The organism is Isoptericola halotolerans (assembly GCF_013149785.1).
Taxonomy (GTDB): Bacteria; Actinomycetota; Actinomycetes; order Actinomycetales; family Cellulomonadaceae; genus Isoptericola; species Isoptericola halotolerans.
This window is the reverse complement of sequence record NZ_JABEZU010000001.1, coordinates 1033342-1054694: the sequence shown is the minus strand read 5'-3', so window position 1 is coordinate 1054694 and position 21353 is coordinate 1033342. Positions and strand designations below refer to the sequence as shown.

Below are 21353 nucleotides of genomic sequence, written 5' to 3'. Positions count from 1 at the left end.
ACCGCACTACGGTGGGCAGGTGCCCCGCAGCCAGCTCGCCCTCGCCGCGTTGTCGACGGCCGCCGTCCCCGGCCTCGACGCCCGGACCGTGCGGCACGAGGACGTGCCCGGCGACTACGACGTCGCCGTCGTGACGGCGGGCACCGGCGACGAGTGGATGGTCCGCGCACCGACGACGGCTCTGGCCGGGGCTGCCCTCGAGGCCGAGATCGAGCTCCTCGAGGCGCTGCACCTCTACGTCGACGCCGGTGTGCTGCCGTTCGCCGTGCCGCGCATCGCCGGCTCGGCCCTGCTGCCCGAGGGAGGCCGCGCCGTCGTCCACCAGCGGCTCGGCGGTGCGCCGCTCGACGTCTCGGCGCTGCACCCTGGCCCCGGCCTGGCGGCTGACCTCGGCCGGACCCTCGCCGCCGTCCACGAGCTGCCGACCGCGCTCGTCGAGGCGTGCGGGATGCCGTCGTACACCTCGGCCGAGTACCGGGAGCGCCGGCTCGTGGAGCTCGACGAGGCCGCCGCGACCCGTCGCGTCCCCCGTGACCTGCTGCGTCGGTGGGAGACGGCGCTGGAGGACGTGAGCCTGTGGCGCTTCCAGCCCGTGGTGGTGCACGGCGACCTCGCACCCGACCAGGTGCTCGTGACCGGTCAGCGGGTGACCAGCATCAGCGGGTGGGCGGACGCCCGCGTCGCCGACCCCGCCGACGACCTGGCATGGCTCCTCGCCGCCGCTCCTCCGGAGTGCGTGGACGCGATCATGGAGGCCTACCAGCTGCGCCGCACCGAGCTCACCGACCCCCGTCTCGTGGACCGCGCGCTCCTGGTCAGCGAGCTCGCGCTGGCCCGCTGGCTCCTGCACGGCGTGCGCCGCCGGCTGCCCGACGTCGTGGCCGACGCCGAGTCGATGCTGGCGGACCTGGACGAGGCCACCCGCGAGGACACCCCCGCCTGAGGCGGAGGTGCAGCGCAGCGTGAGGGCCGAGGAACGAGGCACTCGCGCGTAGCGGAACCGCAGCCTCAGGCGGCTCAGCACCGCCTGAGGCGGAGGTGCAGCGCAGCGTGAGGGCCGAGGAACGAGGCACTCGCGCGCAGCGGAACCGCAGCCTCAGGCGGCTCAGCACCGCCTGAGGCGGAGGTGCACCGCCTGCCCCCCTCAGTGCCCGCGCACCAGGGCCTCCAGGCCCTCCTCGTCGAGCAGCTCTGCCGGCCGCACCGTCGTCCCGGAGGCGACGTACACGAACGCGGCACTCACCTTCTCCACGGGCAGACCGGACCACCTGGCCCAGGCGAGGCGGTAGGCGGCGAGCTGCACCTCCCGCTGAGCGCGGTCGTCCGGGTCTCGGGGCTCTCGCCCCGTCTTCCAGTCGACGACGACGACGGCAGGCGGCTCGCCCGGCGCGGGCGGCGGCGCCTCGGGGTCGACGAACACGGCGTCCATCCGTGAGCGCACCATCACCCCGGCCACGGGCGTCTCGACGTCCTGCTCCACGGCGACGGGTGTGAGCGCTGCCCACGGTGTCTGCTCGAAGCGGGTGCGCAGGTCCTCCAGCGCCAGGTCCGTCGCGACGTCGAGCTCGTCCGCCCCCGGCAGATCCTCGACGTCCAGGAGGGAGGCCGAGGAGTAGAACTGCTCGACCCAGGCGTGGAACAGCGTGCCCCGGCGGGCGTGCACCGTCGGCTCGTTCGGGACCGGGCGGCGCAGCTGGCGCGCGAACTCGTCGCGATCCCGGGCGAGACGCACGAGGCCCGAGGCCGAGACGTGCGCGGGCATCTCCACGGACGGTTCGTCGCGCACCCCCCGCTCGGCGAGAAGGAGGTCGGCGAGCTGGACCAGGTCGTGCTCGGCCTCGTCGAGCAGGACGCCGTCCGCAGGCACGGCAGCCGCCCGAGCGGCGTCGCTCACTCTCGCCGCGGTCTCCCGCAGCACCTCCCGCGGGGTCGCTCCTCGTGGCTGGTCCCCGCCCGGGGACCCGTCACCCGGGGCACCGGCGTCGGGCACCGGCTCCTTCACGGGCCACACGTCCGTCCGCTCGATCTCGTCACGCGGGTTGGAGGCCTCATCGACGGGCGCGGGTACCCAGCCCGCGGCGTCGACGAGCCCGGCCTCGGCCAGCTCGGACAGGAACGGCGAGACCTGTCGGGGGCGCGAGCCCGTCCCCCACCAGTACGCCGTGCACAACAGCTCACGCCGGGCGCGCGTGAAGGCGACGTAGGCGAGGCGCCGCTCCTCCGCGAGCTGGTGCGCACCGCAGCCCAGCTTGAACTCGTCGCGCCGGACGAGGAGGTCCTTGGTGTCGGCGGCGGCGTCGAAGCGGAAGGACGGCAGGTCGTCGGCGTCCCCCCGCAGGTGGTACGGCAGCTCCCCCAGGCCGGTCAGCCAACCGCTGCTCGTGCGCCCCTTGGACGTCTCGGCCTGGGTGGGGAAGACCCCGTCGACCAGACCCGGCACCGCCACGACGTCCCACTCCAGGCCCTTGGCAGCATGCGCGGTGATGACCTGGACGGCGTCCGGGTCGGGTTCGCGCACGGGCATGTCCAGGCCGCGTTCCTGGTCGTCGGCCACGCCCAGCCAGGCGAGGAACGCCCCGAGAGTGGCGACGTCGGCCGACTGGGCGAAGCTCGCGGCGACGTCGCGGAAGGCGTCGAGGTGCTCGCGGCCGCGCCGGCTGATCCCCTCGGCGGCCGGCGCACCGCCCGGCCCGGCGTCGACCGTGCTCGCGAGCACCTCCGCGGTGGCGACCTCGACGTCGAGACCCAGCGCACGCTCCGCGGTGACGACGAGCTCGGGCAGCGACAGGTAGGTCAGGGACCGCAGCTCACGCAGCAGCCGGGCGAGCGCGGTCAGCCGGGTGTGGCCGTCGACGGTCAGGACGCGGCCGTCCCGGGCCGGACGCCCCGGTCCAGGCAGGTCGTCGAGCGCGTCGACGATGGAACGGTGGTCGACGACGTCGCCCTCGACGACGACCGATGGTTCCTCCGAGCCGTCCTCCACCGCACCGGCGTCGACGGACGACCGCCTGAGCGGCGCGTCCCGTCGGGCGAGATCGGCCGCCCACGAGCCCAGCGCGTGCAGATCGGCGGCACCGAGGTTCACCCGGGGCCCGGTGAGGAGGCGCAGCAGCGAGTCCCCGCGGGACGGGTCGTGCACGGCCTCCAGCAGCGCGACGACGTCGACGACCTCGGGTGTGGTGAGCAGCCCGCCGAGCCCGACGACCTCCACCGGCAGGCCGCGGCGACGCAGCGCCGTCTCGAGCGCCGCGAACTGCGAGCGTGCCCGGCACAGCACCGCGGCGGTCACCCGGTCGGAGGCGTCGGGCCGGGTGGCGCGACGCCACCGGGCAGCGACGAAGTCGGCGACGGCCTCCGCCTCCTCCTCCAGGGTGGTCGCCACGTGCGCCGTCACCGAGCCGTCCCCGGCACCCGGCCGCAGGTGCAGCGGCGGGACCTGGACCGTCGTCGTCGTCGACCCGCCGTCCGCGCGGAGCGGACCCGAGGCGACGTTCGCGGCGGCGAGGACGGCCGCGTCGTTGCGCCACGACGTGCTGAGGTAGCGCACCGACGCGTCCCCGCCGTCCGCGCGGGAGAACCGCTGCGGAAAGCGCGCCAGGCCGGACGCGGAGGCACCGCGCCAGCCGTAGATCGACTGGTGCGGGTCCCCCACGGCGGTGACCGCGTGGCCGCCCCGGAAGAGTCCGCCCAGGAGCTCCACCTGCGCGAACGACGTGTCCTGGTACTCGTCGAGGAGCACCACCCGGTACCGCGCTCGCTCGGCCGTCCCCACGGCCGGGACCGTGCGGGCGAGCTCCGCGGCGAGCGCGACCTGGTCGCCGAAGTCCAGCGAGTCGCTGTGCCGCTTGCGCCGCCGGTACTCGGCCACCAGCCCCAGCAGCCGCGACCGCTCGGCCAGCGAGGCGATGAGCTGGTCGACGTCCTTCGTCCGTGCTCGCTGGCGCGGGCCGAGCGGCAACGAGTCCAGCCGTTCCACGACGTCGTCCAGCGCGGTGCGCGCCGACTCCACGTCGAGCAGGTGCTCGCCGAGCGCGCCGGACAGCGACAGCACGGCGCCGACCACCGTGCTCACGGCCTTGTCCGTGCCGAGGTCGCCGTCCCAGGACTCGACGACCTCCGCGGCCAGCTGCCACTGGTTGGCCTCCCCGAGGAGCCGGGAGCCGGGCTCGACGCCGAGCCGCAGCCCGTGGTCCGCGACGAGCGAGGCGGCATACGCGTTGTACGTGGCGATGGTGGGCCGGGACAGGAGGTCCAGGTCGCCCGCCGTCCTGCCCTGGGCGCGGGCGAGCTGACCGAGCCGCGACTGCACGCGCGACGAGAGCTCCCCGGCGGCCTTGCGGGTGAACGTCAGCCCGAGGACCTCCTCCGGCTCGACGAGGCCGTTGGCGATCAGCCAGACGACGCGCGCCGCCATGGTCTCGGTCTTGCCCGACCCGGCACCGGCGACCACGAGCACCGGCTCGAGCGGCGCCTCGATGACGGCGACCTGCTCGTCCGTCGGCGACGGGCGGCCGAGCAGGCCGGCGATGTCCCGGGCGGAGACCCGCGGCACCGGGGAGCTCGTCCCGGTGGTGGGCGGTCCTCCCGGCACGGGGCCGTCGGGGCCGTCCAGCTCGGGGAAGCCCAGCGCGACGCTCCGGTGCTCGGCACCGAGGGCCGCCCAGTCGACGCCGGCGAGCTCCGCGGCGTCGCCGCGAGGCCCCGGCTCGGGCACGTGCGGGGTGGTCACGAGATCACGCTCCGTCCCTCGGTCTGCACGGGGCAGCTGCGGCGCACGGGGCACATGCCGCACAGGTCGTTCTCGCGGGCGGTGAAGGCCGAGGCAGCCATCGTGTCGGCCGCCTGCTCCACCAGGCTGCGCGCCCAGCTGGAGCCGTCCGCCCCGGGCTCCAGCGCCTCCTGGCCCCGCAACGACGGCCCCTTGGTCGGAGTACCGACGAACACCAGCCGCGCGCCGGCGCTCCGGGTGCCCTCCGGCAGGTCGAGCGCACCTCCCTCCACAGCGAGCTGGTACGCGCCGAGCTGCGGGTTCTCCGCCGCCTTGTCCTTGGACGGCGCGCTGCGACCGGTCTTGAGGTCGACGACGGTGACCGCGTCCTCACCGTCCGCCTCGACCCGGTCGACCTTCCCGCGCAGCCGGGCACGCCCCACCGTCAGGTCGAACGACGGCTCGACGAGCACCGGGTCCCCGGCGTCCCGGTAGTACTCGGCCAGCCGCGCGACCATCTCCTCGGCGCGCCGGCGCAGCTGCCGGCCCGGCCACCCCTCCGGCAGGGCGAGCTCCGGCCACCGGCGGTCCAGCTCGGCACGGAGCACGCCGAGAGAGGCGGAGGGGTGGTCCTCCGCGATGCTGTGCACCAGCGTGCCGAGCGTCTGGTGGGTCGCGTCGGGAGCGGTCCCGCCGGCCGACTCGAAGACCCACCGCAGCGCACAGGTCGTGACGGTGTCGACCTTCGAGGGTGAGACGACCACCTCGTCGTTCGGCCCCCACAGCGGCTCCGCGCTGGAGGCCTGCGCGACCCCGTACCAGGTCCGGGGGTCGGCCTCGGGCACGCCTGCGTCGGCCAGCCGGGCCAGCAGCGCCGCGGCCGTCTGCACGCGCGGGTCGGGCATCTTGCCGTCCTCCTGCGAGGACACCTCGGCCACACCCGGAGGACGTCCGGCGCCCGCGGCCAGGCGTGCCGTCGCGGAGCGGACGAGCTCCGCCCGCGCCGCGGCCACGACCCCGCGCAGGTCGAGCGGCGGCCCGACAGGGACACGTCGCGGGTCGGGTCCGTCCGTCTCGCCCTCGCCCCGCGGCGAGACGAGGTCGCAGAACACCGACGGGCTGTCCTCGGCGTCCTCGACGGCCGTGACGAGCAGCCGCTGCCGCGCCCGCGAGACCGCGACCACGAAGGCGCGCAGCTCGTCCGCGAGCACCTGCGCGCGGGCCTCCTTGCCGACACCGTGGGCGTCCTGAGCGCGGCCGGCGAGCAGCTCGACCAGCGCCTGGGAGCCGAGCAGGGAGTCACGCAGGCGCAGGTCCGGCCACACGCCGTCCTGCACGCCGGCCACCACCACGACGTCCCACTCGCGCCCCGCCGCGCCGGCCGGGGTCAACGCCTCGACCGCGCGTGCGCCGGTGGCCGCGGCAGCGAGCGAGTCCGCCGGAAGGTCCTGCGCGGCGACATAGTCCACGAACGCGGCCACCGGAGCGCCCGGCATCCGCTCCACGTAGGTCTCGGCCGCCCGGAACAGCGCGAGCACGGCATCGAGGTCGCGGTCCGCCCGCGCCCCCGCCGGCCCCCCGGACAGGGCCGCGTCGCGCCAGCGGTCCGCCAGTCCCGTGGCCGCCCAGACGGACCACAGCACCGTCTGGGCGGTGGCACCGTCGACCGCCGCTGCCTCGCGACCGGCAGCGAGGACCCGGGCGACCGCTGCGGGACCACGACGCACCGGTGCCGGGAGCGTCGCGGCCCGTGCCGGGTCGCCCAGGACGTCGACGAGCAGGGCGTCCGACGACCGTCCACCGCCACCGGACAGCTCCTCGGAGCGCAGGGCACGACGGAGCCGTCGCAGGGACACGGCGTCCAGGCCGCCGACCGGGGACGTGAGCAGCAGAGCGGCCGTCTGCGCATCCAGGGCCGGCAGCCGTCCGGCGCCCGGCAGCGGCGCGTCGAGGACCGGCTCGGGATCGGGGTGCGCGACGCCGTCCACCGGACCATCCGTGGCGTCGTCGCCGGCCTCGGCATCGTGGTGGGCCGTCGGGGCGACAGACCTCAGCTCGGCCAGCATCCGGTCGAGCCCGACCGGCGCCGCGCACACGCGCAGCGCCGCGAGGAGCGGGACGACGGCGGGCTCGTCGCGCAACGGGACGTCGGAGCCGATCAGCGCCACGGGCACGGAGGCGGCGACGAGGTCGCGACGCAGCGCGGCCAGTCGGTCGCCGCTGCGAGCGACCACCGCCATCCGCTCCCACGGGGTGCCGCGCAGCAGGTGCTCGGCGCGCAGCTCCCGGGCGATGTACGCGGCTTCCTGGGCCGTCCCGGCGAGGACCGCCACGTGGACCTGTGCGTCGAGGTCCGGCGGGGCCGCGTCCGCCGCCAGCGCTTCGCTGCCGGTCCCGCCGTCCGTTGCCGGGGGGTCGCCGTCGGGCGCCGGGCCCGGGCGGGGCGACGCCCCGCGGTGCAGGGCACCGGAGACCGCGGCGACGCGAGACGTGATCGCCTGCGTGACCTCGCGCAGCCGCTCCGGCTGCCGCCAGGCGGTGCCGAGCACGACCGTGGTGGCGTCGAAGGCTCCGACCTCGCCCCGGCGTGCCGCGGCCCGCCCGACCAGGACGGGGGCCGCACCACGGAAACCCTGGACGGCGGCGTCAGGGTCCGCGAGCAGCACGAGCCTCGCCCCGGCGTCGTGCAGCGTCCCGAGCAGCCGGGCGGTCGCGACCGTGGACTCCTGGTGGTCGTCCACGACGACCAGGTCCCAGGTGGGGGCGGCCGTACCCGGCACGTCCCACGTCGCGAGGGCGTGCGCCGCCTCGTCGACCACGACGGCGGGGTCGTAGCGCGCGCCCGCGTCCGGCGTCCCGAGCCGGAGCGCGGTGACGTCGAGGTACTCCTCGTAGAGTCGAGCGGCGAGCGCCCACTCGGGTCGCTCGTGCCGGCGGCCCAGCTCGTCCAGGTCGACGGGCGTCAGGCCCCGTTCCGCCGCGCGCATGAGCAGGTCCCGCAGCTCCTGGCGCAGACCCCGCAGCCCGAGCGACTCCTCGGGCAGACCCTCCGGGAGAGCCAGCGGCGTGCCCTCGCCCGCCAGGTGACCGGCCAGGAGCTCGGCCAGCACGAGGTCCTGCTCCGGACCGGAGACCAGCGTGGGCGGCGGTTCACCGAGGGCCGCGGCACGCGTGCGCAGGACCGAGAACGCCGCGGACGCAGCCGTGCGCACCATCGGCGCACCGATCGTGCGGCCGGCGCCGGCGGCGACCTCGTCGCGCAGCCGTGCGGCGGAGCGCCGGGTAGCGGCCAGGACGAGCACCCGCGACGGCTCGACGCTGTCGACGATCGCCCGGACGGCGACCTCGCGCGCCACCGTCGTCTTCCCCGTGCCCGGCGCGCCCACCACGAGGGTCGCCGCGCCCCTGAGCGCGGCGACCACCGCCGCCTCCTGCGTCTCGTCCAGCACGAGGCCGGCCCCGGCGGCGTTCTGCGCGGGGGCCGGCGGCACGAGACGGACGGGAGCACTTGCTGTCACGGGTGTGATTCGACCACGAGCCCCTGACATCGTCTCCGACCACCCGGGGCGTGCCGGCGAGGCGTTCACCCTGCGCGGACGCCGCCGCTCGGACCGGCACCGGGTGCATAGGATCGGGGGGAGGCCGTCCAACCGGCGCCGCAGGTCGCGGCGCCTCGCGCGAAGGAGTCAACGTGGAGATCACGATCGGTGTGCAGAACCTGAGCCGCGAGCTGGTGTTCGAGACCGACCAGAAGGCCGACGACGTCGCCAAGGCCGTCCGCAAGGCGCTCGACGGCGGGCCCGCGCTCGAGTTCACCGACACCAAGGGTCGCCAGATCATCGTCCCGACGGCCACCCTCGGCTACGTCGAGATCGGCACCGGGGACCAGCGGCCGGTGGGCTTCGGCAGCCTCTGAGCAGGCGCCCGAGGCTCCTGCACGACGACGGCCCGGTCGGTCATCACGACCACCGGGCCGTCCTCACGCCGCGAGGCGCATCCGGTCCATCCGGCGTGTGTGCTCACCGGTGAGCCGGGCGACCAGCCAGCTGCGCACCGCGTCGTCGCCCCCTGACCCCCCGCCCAGGTCCGCACCGGAGCGCGCTGCAGCCTCCGCGGCCAGCTCCACGAGCGCCGGACGCCGCCCCAGCAGCGCGGTGACCACGCCCAGGGCCTCGCCCACCACCCGCCGACCCCACAGGGCCAGCCGGGAGGAGAGCACGTCGTCGGCGGCGGCGAGGCGGGCCAGCAGCCAGATCGCCTCGGCGTCGGCGCCGGCGTCGGCCCCCGCCTCGGGCCCCGGGGCGGGCCTCTCGAGCACCTGGCGCACGGCGCGGCCGCTCGACCCGCCGAGACCGCCGGCGAGGACGCGGCAGAAGTCCTGGGCGACGCCGTGCCCGACGACGCCCTTGAGGAGACCCTCGGACCAGTCCTCGGTGTCCGTGCGCGCGTCGAAGTCGGCGAGCGCGTGGTCGAACGGCGCCATCACGGTCGCACCGACCACGCCGGGGACCACTCCGTCGTCGGCACTCACCAGGGCCAGCAGCGCGCGCTGGCGGGCCAGGGCCCGGTCGGCCCCGTCGGCGAGCGCCTGACGCGTCGCGAGATCCGGGGCGTCCACGGACCGCGCAGCCAGCAGCCCGAACTCCGCCAGCTCGGTGTAGGCGGCGAGCCCCACGAGCTCGACGACCGGTGCGGGCACGGAGGGATCGACGCCGGCGGCGCCGCGAGGGCTCATCACCGCACCAGGATAGGTGGCACGGTGACCGACACCTCCCGCCGATCGGCGTGCGTTCCGATACCATGGTGTGGTACTTCGGTTGCCCGGTCGTCTCGATGCAGACCCTCCGCGCTCACCGCGCGATGTACTTTCGCGATCGGCTGCCGACCACCTCGGCGCTGCGTGCGACCCGCGGCAAGCCCTTCGGGCAGCATCGTGGTCCGTCGCGCCGACGACATGCGAAGGCACCAGTGACCACCACAGACATCACCCCGGACGGCGCCTCCGCCGCTCCCGTCGACGGCGACCAGCCCATCGGCGACCTCGACTACTCGAGCGCAGCGGCCATCCAGGCCCAGGACGTGAGCTTTGCGGACTTCGGCGTCCGCGAGGAGATCGTCCGGGCCCTCAGCGACTCCGGCATCACCCACCCCTTCCCCATCCAGGCGATGACGCTCCCGGTCGCCCTGCAGGGCCATGACATCATCGGCCAGGCCAAGACCGGTACGGGCAAGACGCTCGGCTTCGGCGTGCCGCTGCTGCACCGTGTCGTCGCGCCCGGCGAGCCCGGGTTCGACGAGCTGCCCGCCCCCGGCAAGCCGCAGGCGCTCGTCGTCGCCCCCACCCGCGAGCTGGCCTCGCAGGTGGCGCGCGACCTGGAGACCGCCTCGAAGCACCGCAGCGTCCGCATCGTGCAGATCTACGGCGGCCGCGCGTACGAGCCGCAGATCGAGACGCTGAACACCGGCGTCGAGGTCGTGGTGGGCACGCCGGGCCGCATGGTCGACCTGCTCAACCAGGGCCACCTCAACCTCACGCGCGCCGCGACCGTGGTGCTCGACGAGGCCGACGAGATGCTCGACCTCGGCTTCCTGCCCGACGTCGAGAAGATCCTGTCCCGCACCCCCGCCGTGCGCCACACCATGCTCTTCTCCGCCACCATGCCCGGACCGGTCGTCTCCATGGCCCGGCGCTACATGTCGCAGCCGACGCACATCCGCGCGGCGGACCCGGACGACGACGGCGCGACGGTGAAGAACACCCGTCAGGTCGTCTACCGGGCTCACGCCCTGGACAAGGTCGAGGTGCTGGCCCGCATCCTCCAGGCCGAGGGCCGCGGTCGCACGATCGTGTTCGCCCGCACCAAGCGCACCGCGGCCAAGGTCTCCGACGAGCTGCGCAGCCGCGGGTTCGCCGCCGGCGCCATCCACGGCGACCTCGGCCAGGGGGCGCGCGAGCAGGCGCTGCGCGCGCTGCGGCACGGCAACATCGACGTCCTCGTGGCCACCGACGTCGCCGCCCGTGGGATCGACGTCACGGACGTCACGCACGTGATCAACTACCAGTGCCCCGAGGACGAGCGCACCTACCTGCACCGCATCGGGCGTACCGGCCGTGCCGGCAACAAGGGCACCGCCATCACGTTCGTCGACTGGGACGACGTGCCCCGCTGGCAGATGATCGACCGCACCCTCGACCTCGGCTTCCCCGAGCCGGTCGAGACGTACTCGTCGTCGCCGCACCTGTTCTCCGACCTCGGGATCCCCGAGGGCACCAAGGGCCGGCTGCCGAAGAACGCCCAGAAGCTCGGCGGGCTCGACGCCGAGGAGCTCGAGGACCTCGGTGAGACCGGCAAGCGGACGGCCGGGCCCCGCGACGGCGGCCGCGGCCAGGGCGGCGAGCGCGGGCGCGGCGGTCGTGACGGCGGGCGCGGCGGTCGTGACCGTCGCGACAGCGGGCGCGGCGGTCGGCCCGACGGCGAGGCGCGCCGCTCCGGCGCCACCCGGCCCGACGGCGAGGCGCGCGCCGAGGAGTCCGCTCCCGCCGGTGAGGGACCCGGCGACGGCCAGCGCCGTCGTCGGCGGCGTCGGCGCACGCGGAGCGGCACGGGTGCGGGTGACGCCGCGCCGTCCGCTCCCGCAGAGAGCTGATCGCACCTCGCGTGTCGAACAGGAGCGTGGGCCCGTGCTCCAGATGGAGCGCGGGCCCACGCTCCTGTCCGACACCTCCTGGCTAGGGTGGGGCGCATGGAGCTGTCCTTCACCGCACCGCTGTGGCAGTGGCAGGCCCGTCAGGACGACTCCTGGTGGTTCGTCACGGTGCCGCCGGACGAGTCGGACCTGCTCGCGGACCTGCCCCTGCCACCGCGTGGTTTCGGGTCGATCCGGGTCCGGGTCACCGTCGGGACGACGACGTGGCACACCTCGGTCTTCCCGTCCAAGGAACAGGACGGCTACGTGCTGCCGATGAAGAAGGCGGTCCGCCGGGCCGAAGGTCTCGGCGGCGGTGACCCCGTCACGGTCACGCTGGCGACCTCGGTGTAGGTGCGGCGACCGGTCAGGTCCGGCGGATCAGGCCGTGCGCACGAACTCCACGATCGCGTCGGCGATCTGCTGCACCGCGATCGCCGCGAGCAGGATGCCGGCGATGCGCGTGATGAGGGTGACACCGGAGTCCTTGAGCACGCGGTGCAGGACGTCGGCGAAGCGCATCGCCAGGTAGAGGGACACGTGCACCAGCACGATCGCGACCGAGATGGCCACGATCGCCGGCACCCCGCCGTCGTCCGACCGCGCCTGCTGCACGAACACCATCGTCGCCACGATGGCCCCCGGGCCCGCCAGGAGCGGCGTCCCCAGGGGCACCAGCGCGACGTTCGCGCCGGGGGTCGCGGCCGTCGCCTCTCCGGAGTCGAACTTCCCGGTGAGGAGCTGCATGGCGACGATGAGCAGCAGCAGACCGCCCGAGGCCTGCAGGGCCGCCAACGAGATGCCCATGTACTGCAAGAGCTGTTGACCGAACAGCGCGAACGTCACGATGACGCCGAACGCCACCAGGACCGCCTGCAGTGCCGCCCGGCTGCGCTGCTTGGACCCCATGGTCGACGTCAGCGCGAGGAACACCGGGATGGTGCCGGGCGGGTCCATGATCACCCAGAGCGTGACGAAGGCCTGGGTGAAGAGCGTCAGGTCGATGATGTCGCTCACGGTCGCAGCACCTCCAGCCCTCCGCGTCGCTCGATCTCGGCCAGCACCTCCGGCTCGGTCGTGTTCTCGCCGATCCGGTTGAGCTTGCCGGCGCCGTGATAGTCGCTCGACCCGGTGATCAGCAGGTCCAGCTCGGCGGCCAGCTCGCGCAGCCGTGCACGGTCCGCCTCGTCGTGGTCACGATGGTCGACCTCGATCCCCGCCAGCCCGACCTCCGCCAGCTCGGCGATCGTCGCCTCGGTGACGACGCGACCGCGCTTGCCCGCTCGGGGGTGCGCCATCACCGGCACTCCGCCGGCCGCCAGGACCGCGCGCACGGCCTCGGCCGTGTCAGGGGCGTAGTGCGGCACGTAGTACGGGGTGCCGGGGTGCAGCATGGTGGCGAAGGCCTCGTCGCGGTGCCCGACGACGCCGGCCGCCACGAGCGCGTCCGCGATGTGCGGTCGCCCGACCGTGGCGTCACCGTGCGTGTGCGCCACGACGTCCTCCCACGTGAGCGGGAAGTCTGCGGCCAGCCGGTCGACCATCGTGCGCGCCCGCACGAGCCGGTCGTCGCGCGTGCGCGCCAGCTCGGCGACGAGCGCGGGGTGGGCCGGGTCGTGCAGGTAGGCGAGCAGGTGCACGCTGATGCCGCCGTCGGGCACCGCGACCCGTGTGGAGATCTCCGCACCCCGCACCAGCGCCACCCCCGTGCTCCCCACGCAGGCGGCGGCCTCGGCCCAGCCGCTCGTCGAGTCGTGGTCGGTCAGCGCGACCGTGGTCAGCCCGGCGGCCGAGGCGGCCTCCATGACCTGACGGGGGCTGTCCGTCCCGTCGGAGGCCCGCGAGTGCGTGTGGAGGTCGATCACGCGCCAAGTGTACGGACGGAGGCGATCACAACCTCTTCACCGGGCCCCCCGAGCCGGGCCGCGAGATCCATAGGACCGCGGGACACCATGGAGGTGATGGACCTGCCCACGACGCACCAGCACGCCACGTACCCGCCCACCGCGCACCCACCGACGCCGCGGACCGGCGTCGTCTTCGTGCACGGCATGCGCACGTCGTCGGCGATCTGGCGGGAACAGGTCGACCACGTACGTCGGGAGGGTCACGACGCGCTCGCCGTCGATCTGCCCGCGCACGGAACGCTGCGCGCCGAACGGTTCTCCATGCCCCGGGCGTTCGAGGTGCTCGACGAGGCGGCCGCCTCGTTCGCCCGAGGCGCTCCGGTCGCCGTGGTCGGGCTCTCGCTCGGCGGCTACGTCTCGCTGGCGTGGGCAGCGCAGCACCAGCGCGGCCGGGGTGCGGACGGCCCACGGCTCGCGGGCGTCGTCGCGGCCGGCTGCAGCACCGACCCGCGTGGCAAGCCACTGGCCCTGTTCCGGGACGCCGCGCGGCTGGCCGTGTCGGGCACGACGACGGCGCGGCATTCCCTCGCCCGGGGCTGGCGCCGCACCTGGTCCGCCGGCCGGAGCCCGGCGGGCGGGACCGACGTGCCCGCCCTGCGGGCGCCGTGGCCCTCGTCCTACCGTCCGGGGTGGGACGTCGTGACCGACGCGCTGACCGGTCTCGTCGGCCGGTCGTCGGTGGACGACGTGCGTGCCATCCGCGCGCCCGTCTGGCTCGTCAACGGCGCTCGCGACCGGATGCGCCTCGAGGAGTCCCGGCACCTGGCCGCGGCCGCGCACGGTGCCCTCGTGGTCGTCCCCCAGGCCGGGCACGACGTCAACTCCGACGCACCGGCCGCCTTCAACGGCACGCTGATCCGCGCCCTGGACGAGTTCGCCCGACGTGACCGCCGGGCGGCGCCGGCGGTGCTGCAGGTGGAGGATGAGTGCCATGAGCGACACCACCCCGGTCGACGAGACCACCGACGAGACGGTCGAGGACCGTGGGAGCAACCGTTCCCACCGCCCCGACTCGCAGGCGTTCAAGGACTTCATCACCTCGCAGTGGGGCCCGCGTCCCGAGCTCGGCATCACACCCGGTCGGGCGGTGCCGTTCACCGCCGGTCGCCGCGCACGGCTGTCCGCGCGCTTCGCGGGGGCCCGGCTCGTGCTCCCTGCCGGACCTCTCAAGCAGCGGTCCAACGACACCGACTACCGCTTCCGGCCGCACTCCGCGTTCGCCCATCTCACCGGCCTCGGGACCGACCAGGAGCCCGACGCCGTGCTGGTGCTGCACCCGGTCGCGGAGGGCGAGGGTGACCCCGGCGCGGACGGCACCGGTTCGAACCACCACGCCGTGCTGTACGTCCGCCCCCTGGCGCCCCGCGACACCGAGGAGTTCTACGCGGACTCCCGCTACGGCGAGTTCTGGGTCGGCGCACGCCCCAGCCTCGACGACGTCACGACGCTGACGGGCATCGAGGCACGGCACGTCGACGAGCTCCGCGAGGCGCTCGCCAAGGACGTGGGCGCCGACGGCGTGCAGGTGCTGGTCGTCACCGAGGCCGACGACGAGATCGCCGCGCTGGTCGAGGCGATCCGCACCGAGGCCGGGACGCAGGAGACGGCGTCGGACGAGTCCCTGGCCGAGGCGGCCTCCGAGCTGCGGCTGGTCAAGGACGAGCTCGAGATCGAGCTGATGCGGACCGCCGTCGACCGCACGATCGAAGGGTTCGAGGCCGTGGTCCGGGTCCTGCCCCGCGCGGTGGGGCACCGTCGCGGCGAGCGAGTCATCGAGACCACGTTCGACGCGCACGCCCGGCTCGAGGGCAACGCCGTGGGTTACGAGACGATCGCCGCCGCCGGCGAGCACGCCACCACGCTGCACTGGATCACCAACGACGGTGAGGTCCGCTCCGGCGAGATGGTGCTGCTCGACGGCGGGGTCGAGATCGACGAGCTCTACACCGCCGACGTGACCCGCACGCTCCCGGTCGACGGGGAGTACACCGACGTGCAGCGCAAGATCTACACCGCCGTGCTCGACGCCGCGGACGCCGCGTTCGCCGTCGCCCGGCCGGGGGCGCGGTTCCGTGACGTGCACGCCGCCGCGATGGAGGTCATCGCCGCCCGGCTCGAGGAGTGGGGCCTGCTGCCGGTGCCGGCCGCCGAGGCGCTGACCCCCGAGGGACAGCAGCACCGTCGGTGGATGGTCCACGGCACCTCCCACCACCTGGGGCTGGACGTGCACGACTGCGCGCAGGCCCGTCGCGAGATGTACCTCGACGGCGTGCTGGAACCCGGCATGGTCTTCACCATCGAGCCCGGTCTCTACTTCAAGGCCGACGACCTCGCCGTGCCCGAGGAGTACCGCGGCATCGGCGTGCGCATCGAGGACGACGTGCTGGTCACCGCCGACGGCAACGAGAACCTCTCCGCGGCGCTGCCCCGCCGCCCGGAGGACGTCGAGGCCTGGATGGCGCGACTGCGCGGCTGAGCCTCTTCCGGCGGGGCCGGGTGCCTCGTCAGTTCGGCACGACGCGGCCGGGTCGGTACTCAGGAGTACCGACCCGGCCGCGTCGTGCCGAACCGATCTGGTCGATCGGCTCAGATCACCGGCGGCGGGAGGAAGGGCACCACCCGGAGCTGTCGCCGCACCGGTGCCGGGAAGCGGCGGGCGATCCGCTGCAGCACCGTCTCCGTGCCGGGAGCCGGTCTGGCGTCACCGGCCATGACCCGCACCGGAAGCACCCCTGCCTCGTGCAGCGCGTCGGTCCGGCGCTTCTCCCGGAGCAGCTCCTCGCGTGCGTCGTGGCCACGGCGGACGCCGTCGTCGAGGTACTTCACCCGCCCGTCGAACTCGACGTAGACGCCGTGGTCGGGCCACCCCAGGTCGCAGTGGTAGGTACCCAGTCGTGTGACGACCGGCGCCTGCGTGAGCGGACGCGGCAGGGAGACCCGCAGGCAGAGGTAGCGCGTCCAGGTCTCCCACGGCGAGTCCGCACCTCCGTCCGCATGGTCCAGCACCCACCGCGCGCGGACCCGCCCGTTGCGGCGCAGGACCCCGTCGAGGATCGCCCTCGCCTCGTCCAGGTCGAGAGCAGGCTGGAGGCGGAGCGCGGAGTCCGCGATGACCAGCGCCTCCATCGGATGCATGGACAGGGCACAGTCGACGACCGTGCGGGCCAACGTGGTGACCGGAAGCCCCCGTTCCAGGGCCCGCTGGTCGTCCGGCACGGTCCCGCGGTGCCGCTTCACGTCCTTCGCCGCGCGACCCGACGCCCGATAGTCCTGGACGAGGTGCGTCTGGTCAGGGTGCTTCCACAGCGAGCAACCCCACCACAGCGCTGCGCTCTGGTGGCTGAACGTGTGCGGGGCACGCAGCTGCCGGTGCACCGCGCGCATCAGTACCTTCGCCCGACGCGAGCCGTACGCCGCACGACCGTCGTCGGTGTCGACACCGAGGTAGGCGCCCACCCGGAGCCGTGTCACCACACCATCCTGCAGTGCGCGGTGCAGCTGCTTGCGGTCGTGGTCGCGAGCGAGAACGAGGTCTCCCGGTCTGATCATGACCGTCAGGCTGGTGCGCCGTGCCCACGGCGGGCAACGAGCACCTGGCGTCCTGTGGACGGTGTCGGCCGGTGGACGACGTCTGATCACGTCGTGCCATGCCGTCAGGTCGGTACGCCGCGGCCGGGTCGGTACTCAGGAGTACCGACCCGGCCGCGGCGTACCGAACAGATCAGATGAAGCGGCGGCGAGCGCCCGACTAGCGGTCGCGGGGCGGCGCGTACGGGTCGTCCGGGTCCACGGTCGAGCTCGGTGCGGCCGTGGTGCCCGGCGGCTGCCGGTCGTCCCGGGCAGGGTCCTCGGGCAGCTCGGCACCGACCGGCGGCTGCGGGTGGGAGTCCCCTTCCCCGCCGGCCACGGAGGACGTCGAGGATCCGGCGTCGGACGTCTCGCCGGGGCGCATGGCGCCGTAGCGTGGCGCGCCGTCGGGCATCGTCCACCGCGGGTCCGGGGTGCTGGGCGCCGCGGGTGCGACCGGCCGTTCGGGTGTCCGCCGCTTGCCGAGACCGCTCGGTGAGCCGGCCAGCATGCGCCGCGCCTCCCCCGCCTGCTCGGTGGCGCACAGGATCGCGTACGTCGAGGCGACGATCTGCGACTGCGAGGTGAAGTCACGCCGACCACCGGTGAAGGCGTAGGACAGCACGGAGAACATCAGCCCGAAGCCGGCACCCAGCGCGAGCGCGACGATCAGCACCCCGGCCTCCCCGCCGGCGAAGAGCGTCAGCAGCAGACCGACGAAGAAGCCGAACCAGGCACCGGAGAGGGCGCCGGCGAGCGCCACCCGGCCGTAGGTGAGCCGGCCGGTGACGCGCTCGACCATCCGCAGGTCGGTGCCGACGATGGTGACGTGCTGGACGGCGAACTTCTCGTCCGAGAGGTAGTCGACCGCCTTCTGCGCCTCCAGGTAGGAGTCGTAGGCGGCGATCTCCTCGCCCTTCGGCAGGGTCGGCACGCGGGGCACGACGGACTGGCGGCTCAGGCTCATCCCGACAGTATCCCGCACGGGTCGGTGGCGGGGCTACCACGACACCTAGGATCGGACCATGGCTCCCTCCGCACCCGACCTCGAGGCACGCGTCCGGGACGCGTTGTCCGCCGTCGTCGACCCCGAGATCCGCCGCCCCCTGACCGAGCTGAACATGATCCGGTCGGTGACCGTGGGCGAGGCGCCCGTGACCGGCGACCGGACGGCGGGCGCGCACGTGACCGTGGGTGTGGACCTGACGATCGCCGGGTGCCCGATGAAGTCGACCCTGGTGCGTGACGTCACGGCCGCGACCGAGCATGTCGACGGCGTCGGGAGCGTCGACGTCGAGCTCGGCGTCATGACGCCCGAGCAGCGCAAGGCGTTGAGGTCGCAGCTTCGCGGTGGCGCCGGTGACCCCGTCATCCCGTTCGCGCAGCCCGGCTCGCTCACGAAGGTGTTCGCGGTCGCCTCCGGCAAGGGCGGAGTCGGCAAGTCCTCGGTCACGGCGAACCTGGCTGCCGCCATGGCCGCCGACGGCCTGAGCGTCGGCGTGCTCGACGCCGACATCTACGGCTTCTCCATCCCCAGGATGCTGGGGGTCGACCGCCAGCCCACCCGCGTGGACTCCATGCTGCTGCCGCCCGTCGCGCACGGGATCAAGGTCGTCTCGATCGGGATGTTCGTCCCGGCCGGGCAGCCCGTCGTCTGGCGCGGGCCGATGCTGCACCGCGCGCTCGAGCAGTTCCTCGCGGACGTGTTCTGGGGCGACCTGGACGTGCTGCTGCTGGACCTGCCGCCGGGCACCGGCGACATCGCCATCTCGGTCGCCCAGCTGCTGCCGGGCAGCGAGATCCTGGTGGTCACGACGCCGCAGGTGGCCGCCGCCGAGGTGGCCGAGCGCGCAGGCTCGGTGGCGACCCAGACGTCGCAGGGCGTGGTCGGCGTCGTGGAGAACATGTCCTGGCTGGTCCAGCCCGACGGCTCTCGCCTCGAGCTCTTCGGCGCGGGCGGTGGTGCCAGCGTCGCGAGCCGCCTCACCGAGACCGTCGGCAAGGACGTGCCGCTGCTCGGTCAGGTGCCGCTGGACGTGGCCGTGCGGGAAGGGGGCGACGACGGCACCCCGGTGGTGCTCGCCGCCCCTGACTCCCCGGGCGCCCAGGTGCTGCGCGACGTCGCCCGTCGGTTGGCGGGGCGCGAACGCGGGCTCGCCGGGCGGCAGCTCGGCGTCACTCCCGTCGGCTGAGCCGCAGGCCCAGCACCACAGGTCTCGCCCAGCGAGACGTCCCGTCCGAAGGTGTCAAAGCCGGACCGGTCGCGCTACCGTGAAGAGCACACGCCCGTCACCACCGCGCAACGGAAGGTGGGAAGCGTTGACGTCCGCGGTCAACGGCGACCGCGACGCGCGCCGGTCGTTCCCCGACGGGCGTGACCAGCAGGGAGGAACCCATGACAGACGTCGACGGCAGCAGCATGTCCGCGACCGAGGACCATACCGACGCCGAGTACGGGAACGCCCGAAAGATCAACCCCGTCGTCCTGATCGGGTCGGCGGTCGTCATCCTGGCGCTCGCCGTCTGGGCCATGGTCCGCCCGGGCGACGCAGAGAGCGCGATCTTCGTCCTCGTCGGGTGGATCTCGACCTGGTTCGGTTGGTGGTACTTCCTGCTGGCGGCGGCCATCCTCGTCTTCGTCCTCGTCGTCGGGATCAGCCGCGCGGGGCGTGTCAAGCTCGGCCCTGAGGAGTCCAAGCCGCAGTTCAACATCTTCACCTGGGCGGCGATGCTCTTCGCCGCGGGCATCGGCACGGACCTGATGTTCTTCTCCGTGGCCGAACCGGCCGCGCAGTACCTCGCACCGCCGGTCACCGAGGGCGGCACGACCGTCGCCGCTCGTGAGGCGATCGTGTGGACGTTGTTCCACTACGGCCTCATCGGCTGGGCCATGTACGCCCTGCTCGGCATGGCCCTCGCGTACTTCCACTACCGCCGAGGTCTGCCGCTCTCGCTGCGATCCGTGCTGCAGCCGCTCTTCGGGGACCGGGTGTGGGGCCGCGCAGGTCACGTCATCGACATCGCCGCCGTGATGGGCACCGTCTTCGGCCTCGCCGCGACGCTCGGCATCGGCGTCTCGATGCTCAGCCGCGGCCTCCACGAGCTCACCGGGGTCGACGACGGTCTCCTCGTCCAGATCTGCCTCATCGCCGTGGCCGTGATCATGTCGATCGTCTCGACGATCTCGGGTGTGGCGCGCGGTGTGCGGCGCTTGTCCGAGCTCCAGGCCGTCCTCGCCTTCGTGCTGCTCGCCTTCGTGCTGTTCACCGGCGACACCGCGTTCCTGCTCAACGGCCTGGTGATGAACGCCGGCGACTACATCGCCCAGCTGCCGGCACTCACGCTCGACACCATGGCGTTCGAGGCCCCGACCGAGTGGATGAACGCCTGGACGCTCTTCTTCTGGGCCTGGTGGGTCGCCTGGGCACCGTTCGTCGGGCTGTTCCTGGCCCGCATCTCCCGCGGGCGCACCATCCGCCAGTTCGTGCTCGGCACCATGACGATCCCCTTCTGCTTCGTCCTGGTGTGGGTGTCCGTCTTCGGCAACACGACCCTCCAGCTCGGCCGTGACGGCACCGAGGAGGGTGCGGCTTTCATCCAGACCGCGATGGACGACCCTGCCGGGGGCCTGTTCGGGCTGCTCCAGCAGTTCCCCGCCGCAGGCCTGATGATCGCCGTCGCGATCTTCGTCGGGTTGCTGTTCTTCGTCACCTCGGCCGACTCCGGCGCCCTGGTGCTCGCCAAGTTCTCGACGGACCCGCGTTCCCCGAAGGACGACGCCGTGCCCTGGCTCCGTGTCGTGTGGGCGGTGCTGATCGGCATGATCACCCTGGGCATGCTGGTCGCCGGCGGCCTGGGCACCCTGCAGGGCGCGACGATGATCATGGGGCTGCCGTTCTCGTTCGTCCTGCTGCTGGTCATGGTGTCCCTGTATCGCACGCTGCACGCCGAGGGGCAGAAGCTGGACTCGGCACAGAACGCTCTCCCCGCGACGCTCTCCGGTCGCACCCACGCCGAGAGCGGTGCGTGGCGCCACCGGCTGCACCGCCTCGTCTCCTACCCGGGGCACAAACCGATCGCGCGCTTCCTCGAGGAGGTCTGCTCACCGGCGCTCGACGAGGTCGCGGCCGAGCTGCGTGACCGGGGCGTCACCGCCCGCTGCGACCGGTCCGACGACGGGCCGCAGGGCCTGCCGATCCTGACCCTCGCCGTCGTCCACGACGACGACGAGCCGTTCCGCTACCGGCTCTGCCCGGTCGAGGCCGAGATGCCCTCCTTCGCCGCGAAGCCGCAGTCGGACGCCACCTACCTGCGGGTCGAGGTCTACCTCACCGAGGGCTCGCAGGGCTACGAGGTCACCGGGTGGACGAAGGAACAGCTGATCGGCGACGTGCTCGACCAGTTCGAGCGACACGTCGTGTTCAAGGAGTCCTCGGCCGCACCCGCGGTGTCCATCGACCACACCGACGTCTGACCGGAGGATC

Annotated in this window: 14 protein-coding genes and 1 pseudogene; 8 read left to right on the top strand and 7 right to left on the bottom strand. The window is 73.9% G+C overall.

Annotated features, from left to right (window positions below):
* Positions 1-19: 19 nt before the first annotated feature.
* Complete coding sequence (locus tag HDG69_RS04965; protein WP_171782611.1) at positions 20-943, top strand: phosphotransferase; 924 nt, start codon at positions 20-22, stop codon at positions 941-943.
* A gap of 201 nt (positions 944-1144) precedes the next feature.
* Here the strand turns inward: HDG69_RS04965 and HDG69_RS04960 are convergent, their stop codons facing one another.
* Together HDG69_RS04960 and HDG69_RS04955 are read right to left on the bottom strand one after the other, a co-directional pair.
* Entirely contained in the window at positions 1145-4729 is a 3585-nt protein-coding gene (locus tag HDG69_RS04960; RefSeq protein WP_425484010.1) for an ATP-dependent helicase, read from the bottom strand.
* A complete protein-coding gene (locus HDG69_RS04955; RefSeq protein ID WP_343036255.1) occupies positions 4726-8226 on the bottom strand; it encodes an ATP-dependent helicase in 3501 nt (1166 codons plus the stop codon). The genes HDG69_RS04960 and HDG69_RS04955 overlap by 4 nt, the downstream gene beginning before the upstream one ends.
* A 173-nt stretch (positions 8227-8399) precedes the next feature.
* Between HDG69_RS04955 and HDG69_RS18850 the strand changes: the two genes are divergently transcribed.
* Complete coding sequence (locus HDG69_RS18850) at positions 8400-8624, top strand: DUF3107 family protein (RefSeq protein WP_171782609.1); 225 nt, start codon at positions 8400-8402, stop codon at positions 8622-8624.
* 63 nt (positions 8625-8687) lie between these two features.
* On the opposite strand, the gene HDG69_RS04945 is transcribed toward HDG69_RS18850, so the two are convergent.
* Positions 8688-9443 (bottom strand): ferritin-like fold-containing protein, encoded by a 756-nt coding sequence (locus tag HDG69_RS04945; protein WP_246256233.1) that lies wholly within the window; start codon positions 9441-9443, stop codon positions 8688-8690.
* A 233-nt stretch (positions 9444-9676) separates the two neighbouring features.
* Between HDG69_RS04945 and HDG69_RS04940 the strand changes: the two genes are divergently transcribed.
* The gene (locus HDG69_RS04940; RefSeq protein WP_171782607.1) at positions 9677-11356 is read left to right on the top strand and encodes a DEAD/DEAH box helicase; all 1680 of its coding nucleotides are present in this window, start codon (positions 9677-9679) and stop codon (positions 11354-11356) included.
* A 96-nt stretch (positions 11357-11452) separates the two neighbouring features.
* The gene (locus HDG69_RS04935) at positions 11453-11749 is read left to right on the top strand and encodes a DUF1905 domain-containing protein (RefSeq protein ID WP_171782606.1); all 297 of its coding nucleotides are present in this window, start codon (positions 11453-11455) and stop codon (positions 11747-11749) included.
* 27 nt (positions 11750-11776) lie between these two features.
* Here the strand turns inward: HDG69_RS04935 and HDG69_RS04930 are convergent, their stop codons facing one another.
* Together HDG69_RS04930 and HDG69_RS04925 are read right to left on the bottom strand one after the other, a co-directional pair.
* Positions 11777-12412 carry a MarC family protein gene (locus tag HDG69_RS04930; RefSeq protein ID WP_171782605.1) on the bottom strand — a complete coding sequence of 212 codons (636 nt, stop codon included), beginning with the start codon at positions 12410-12412 and terminating at the stop codon, positions 11777-11779.
* Positions 12409-13260 (bottom strand): PHP domain-containing protein, encoded by an 852-nt coding sequence (locus HDG69_RS04925; protein ID WP_171782604.1) that lies wholly within the window; start codon positions 13258-13260, stop codon positions 12409-12411. The genes HDG69_RS04930 and HDG69_RS04925 overlap by 4 nt, the downstream gene beginning before the upstream one ends.
* A gap of 87 nt (positions 13261-13347) precedes the next feature.
* Here HDG69_RS04925 and HDG69_RS04920 point away from each other — a divergent pair.
* Positions 13348-14136 (top strand): annotated as a pseudogene (locus HDG69_RS04920) (alpha/beta hydrolase); the annotation flags it as partial.
* A 97-nt stretch (positions 14137-14233) separates the two neighbouring features.
* Entirely contained in the window at positions 14234-15778 is a 1545-nt protein-coding gene (locus HDG69_RS04915; protein ID WP_171782603.1) for an aminopeptidase P family protein, read from the top strand.
* 110 nt (positions 15779-15888) lie between these two features.
* Here HDG69_RS04915 and HDG69_RS04910 read toward each other — a convergent pair whose 3' ends face one another.
* Positions 15889-16851 (bottom strand): hypothetical protein, encoded by a 963-nt coding sequence (locus HDG69_RS04910; RefSeq protein WP_171782602.1) that lies wholly within the window; start codon positions 16849-16851, stop codon positions 15889-15891.
* Between the two features lie 199 nt (positions 16852-17050).
* Positions 17051-17836, bottom strand: a complete 786-nt coding sequence (locus tag HDG69_RS04905; protein ID WP_171782601.1) for a YflT domain-containing protein — start codon at positions 17834-17836, stop codon at positions 17051-17053.
* Between the two features lie 58 nt (positions 17837-17894).
* Between HDG69_RS04905 and HDG69_RS04900 the strand changes: the two genes are divergently transcribed.
* Entirely contained in the window at positions 17895-19061 is a 1167-nt protein-coding gene (locus HDG69_RS04900; protein WP_171782600.1) for a P-loop NTPase, read from the top strand.
* Between the two features lie 203 nt (positions 19062-19264).
* Positions 19265-21343 (top strand): choline BCCT transporter BetT, encoded by a 2079-nt coding sequence (gene betT, locus HDG69_RS04895; RefSeq protein ID WP_246255990.1) that lies wholly within the window; start codon positions 19265-19267, stop codon positions 21341-21343.
* Positions 21344-21353 lie beyond the last annotated feature (10 nt).

Coding starts and splice junctions, on each gene's coding strand:
- HDG69_RS04945 (WP_246256233.1), bottom strand. CDS start 9,443: ATGAGCCCTCGCGGCGCCGCCGGCGTCGATCCCTCCGTGCCCGCACCG.
- HDG69_RS04935 (WP_171782606.1), top strand. CDS start 11,453: ATGGAGCTGTCCTTCACCGCACCGCTGTGGCAGTGGCAGGCCCGTCAG.
- HDG69_RS04915 (WP_171782603.1), top strand. CDS start 14,234: ATGAGCGACACCACCCCGGTCGACGAGACCACCGACGAGACGGTCGAG.
- HDG69_RS04910 (WP_171782602.1), bottom strand. CDS start 16,851: ATGATCAGACCGGGAGACCTCGTTCTCGCTCGCGACCACGACCGCAAG.
- HDG69_RS04905 (WP_171782601.1), bottom strand. CDS start 17,836: ATGAGCCTGAGCCGCCAGTCCGTCGTGCCCCGCGTGCCGACCCTGCCG.
- HDG69_RS04900 (WP_171782600.1), top strand. CDS start 17,895: ATGGCTCCCTCCGCACCCGACCTCGAGGCACGCGTCCGGGACGCGTTG.
- betT (WP_246255990.1), top strand. CDS start 19,265: ATGACAGACGTCGACGGCAGCAGCATGTCCGCGACCGAGGACCATACC.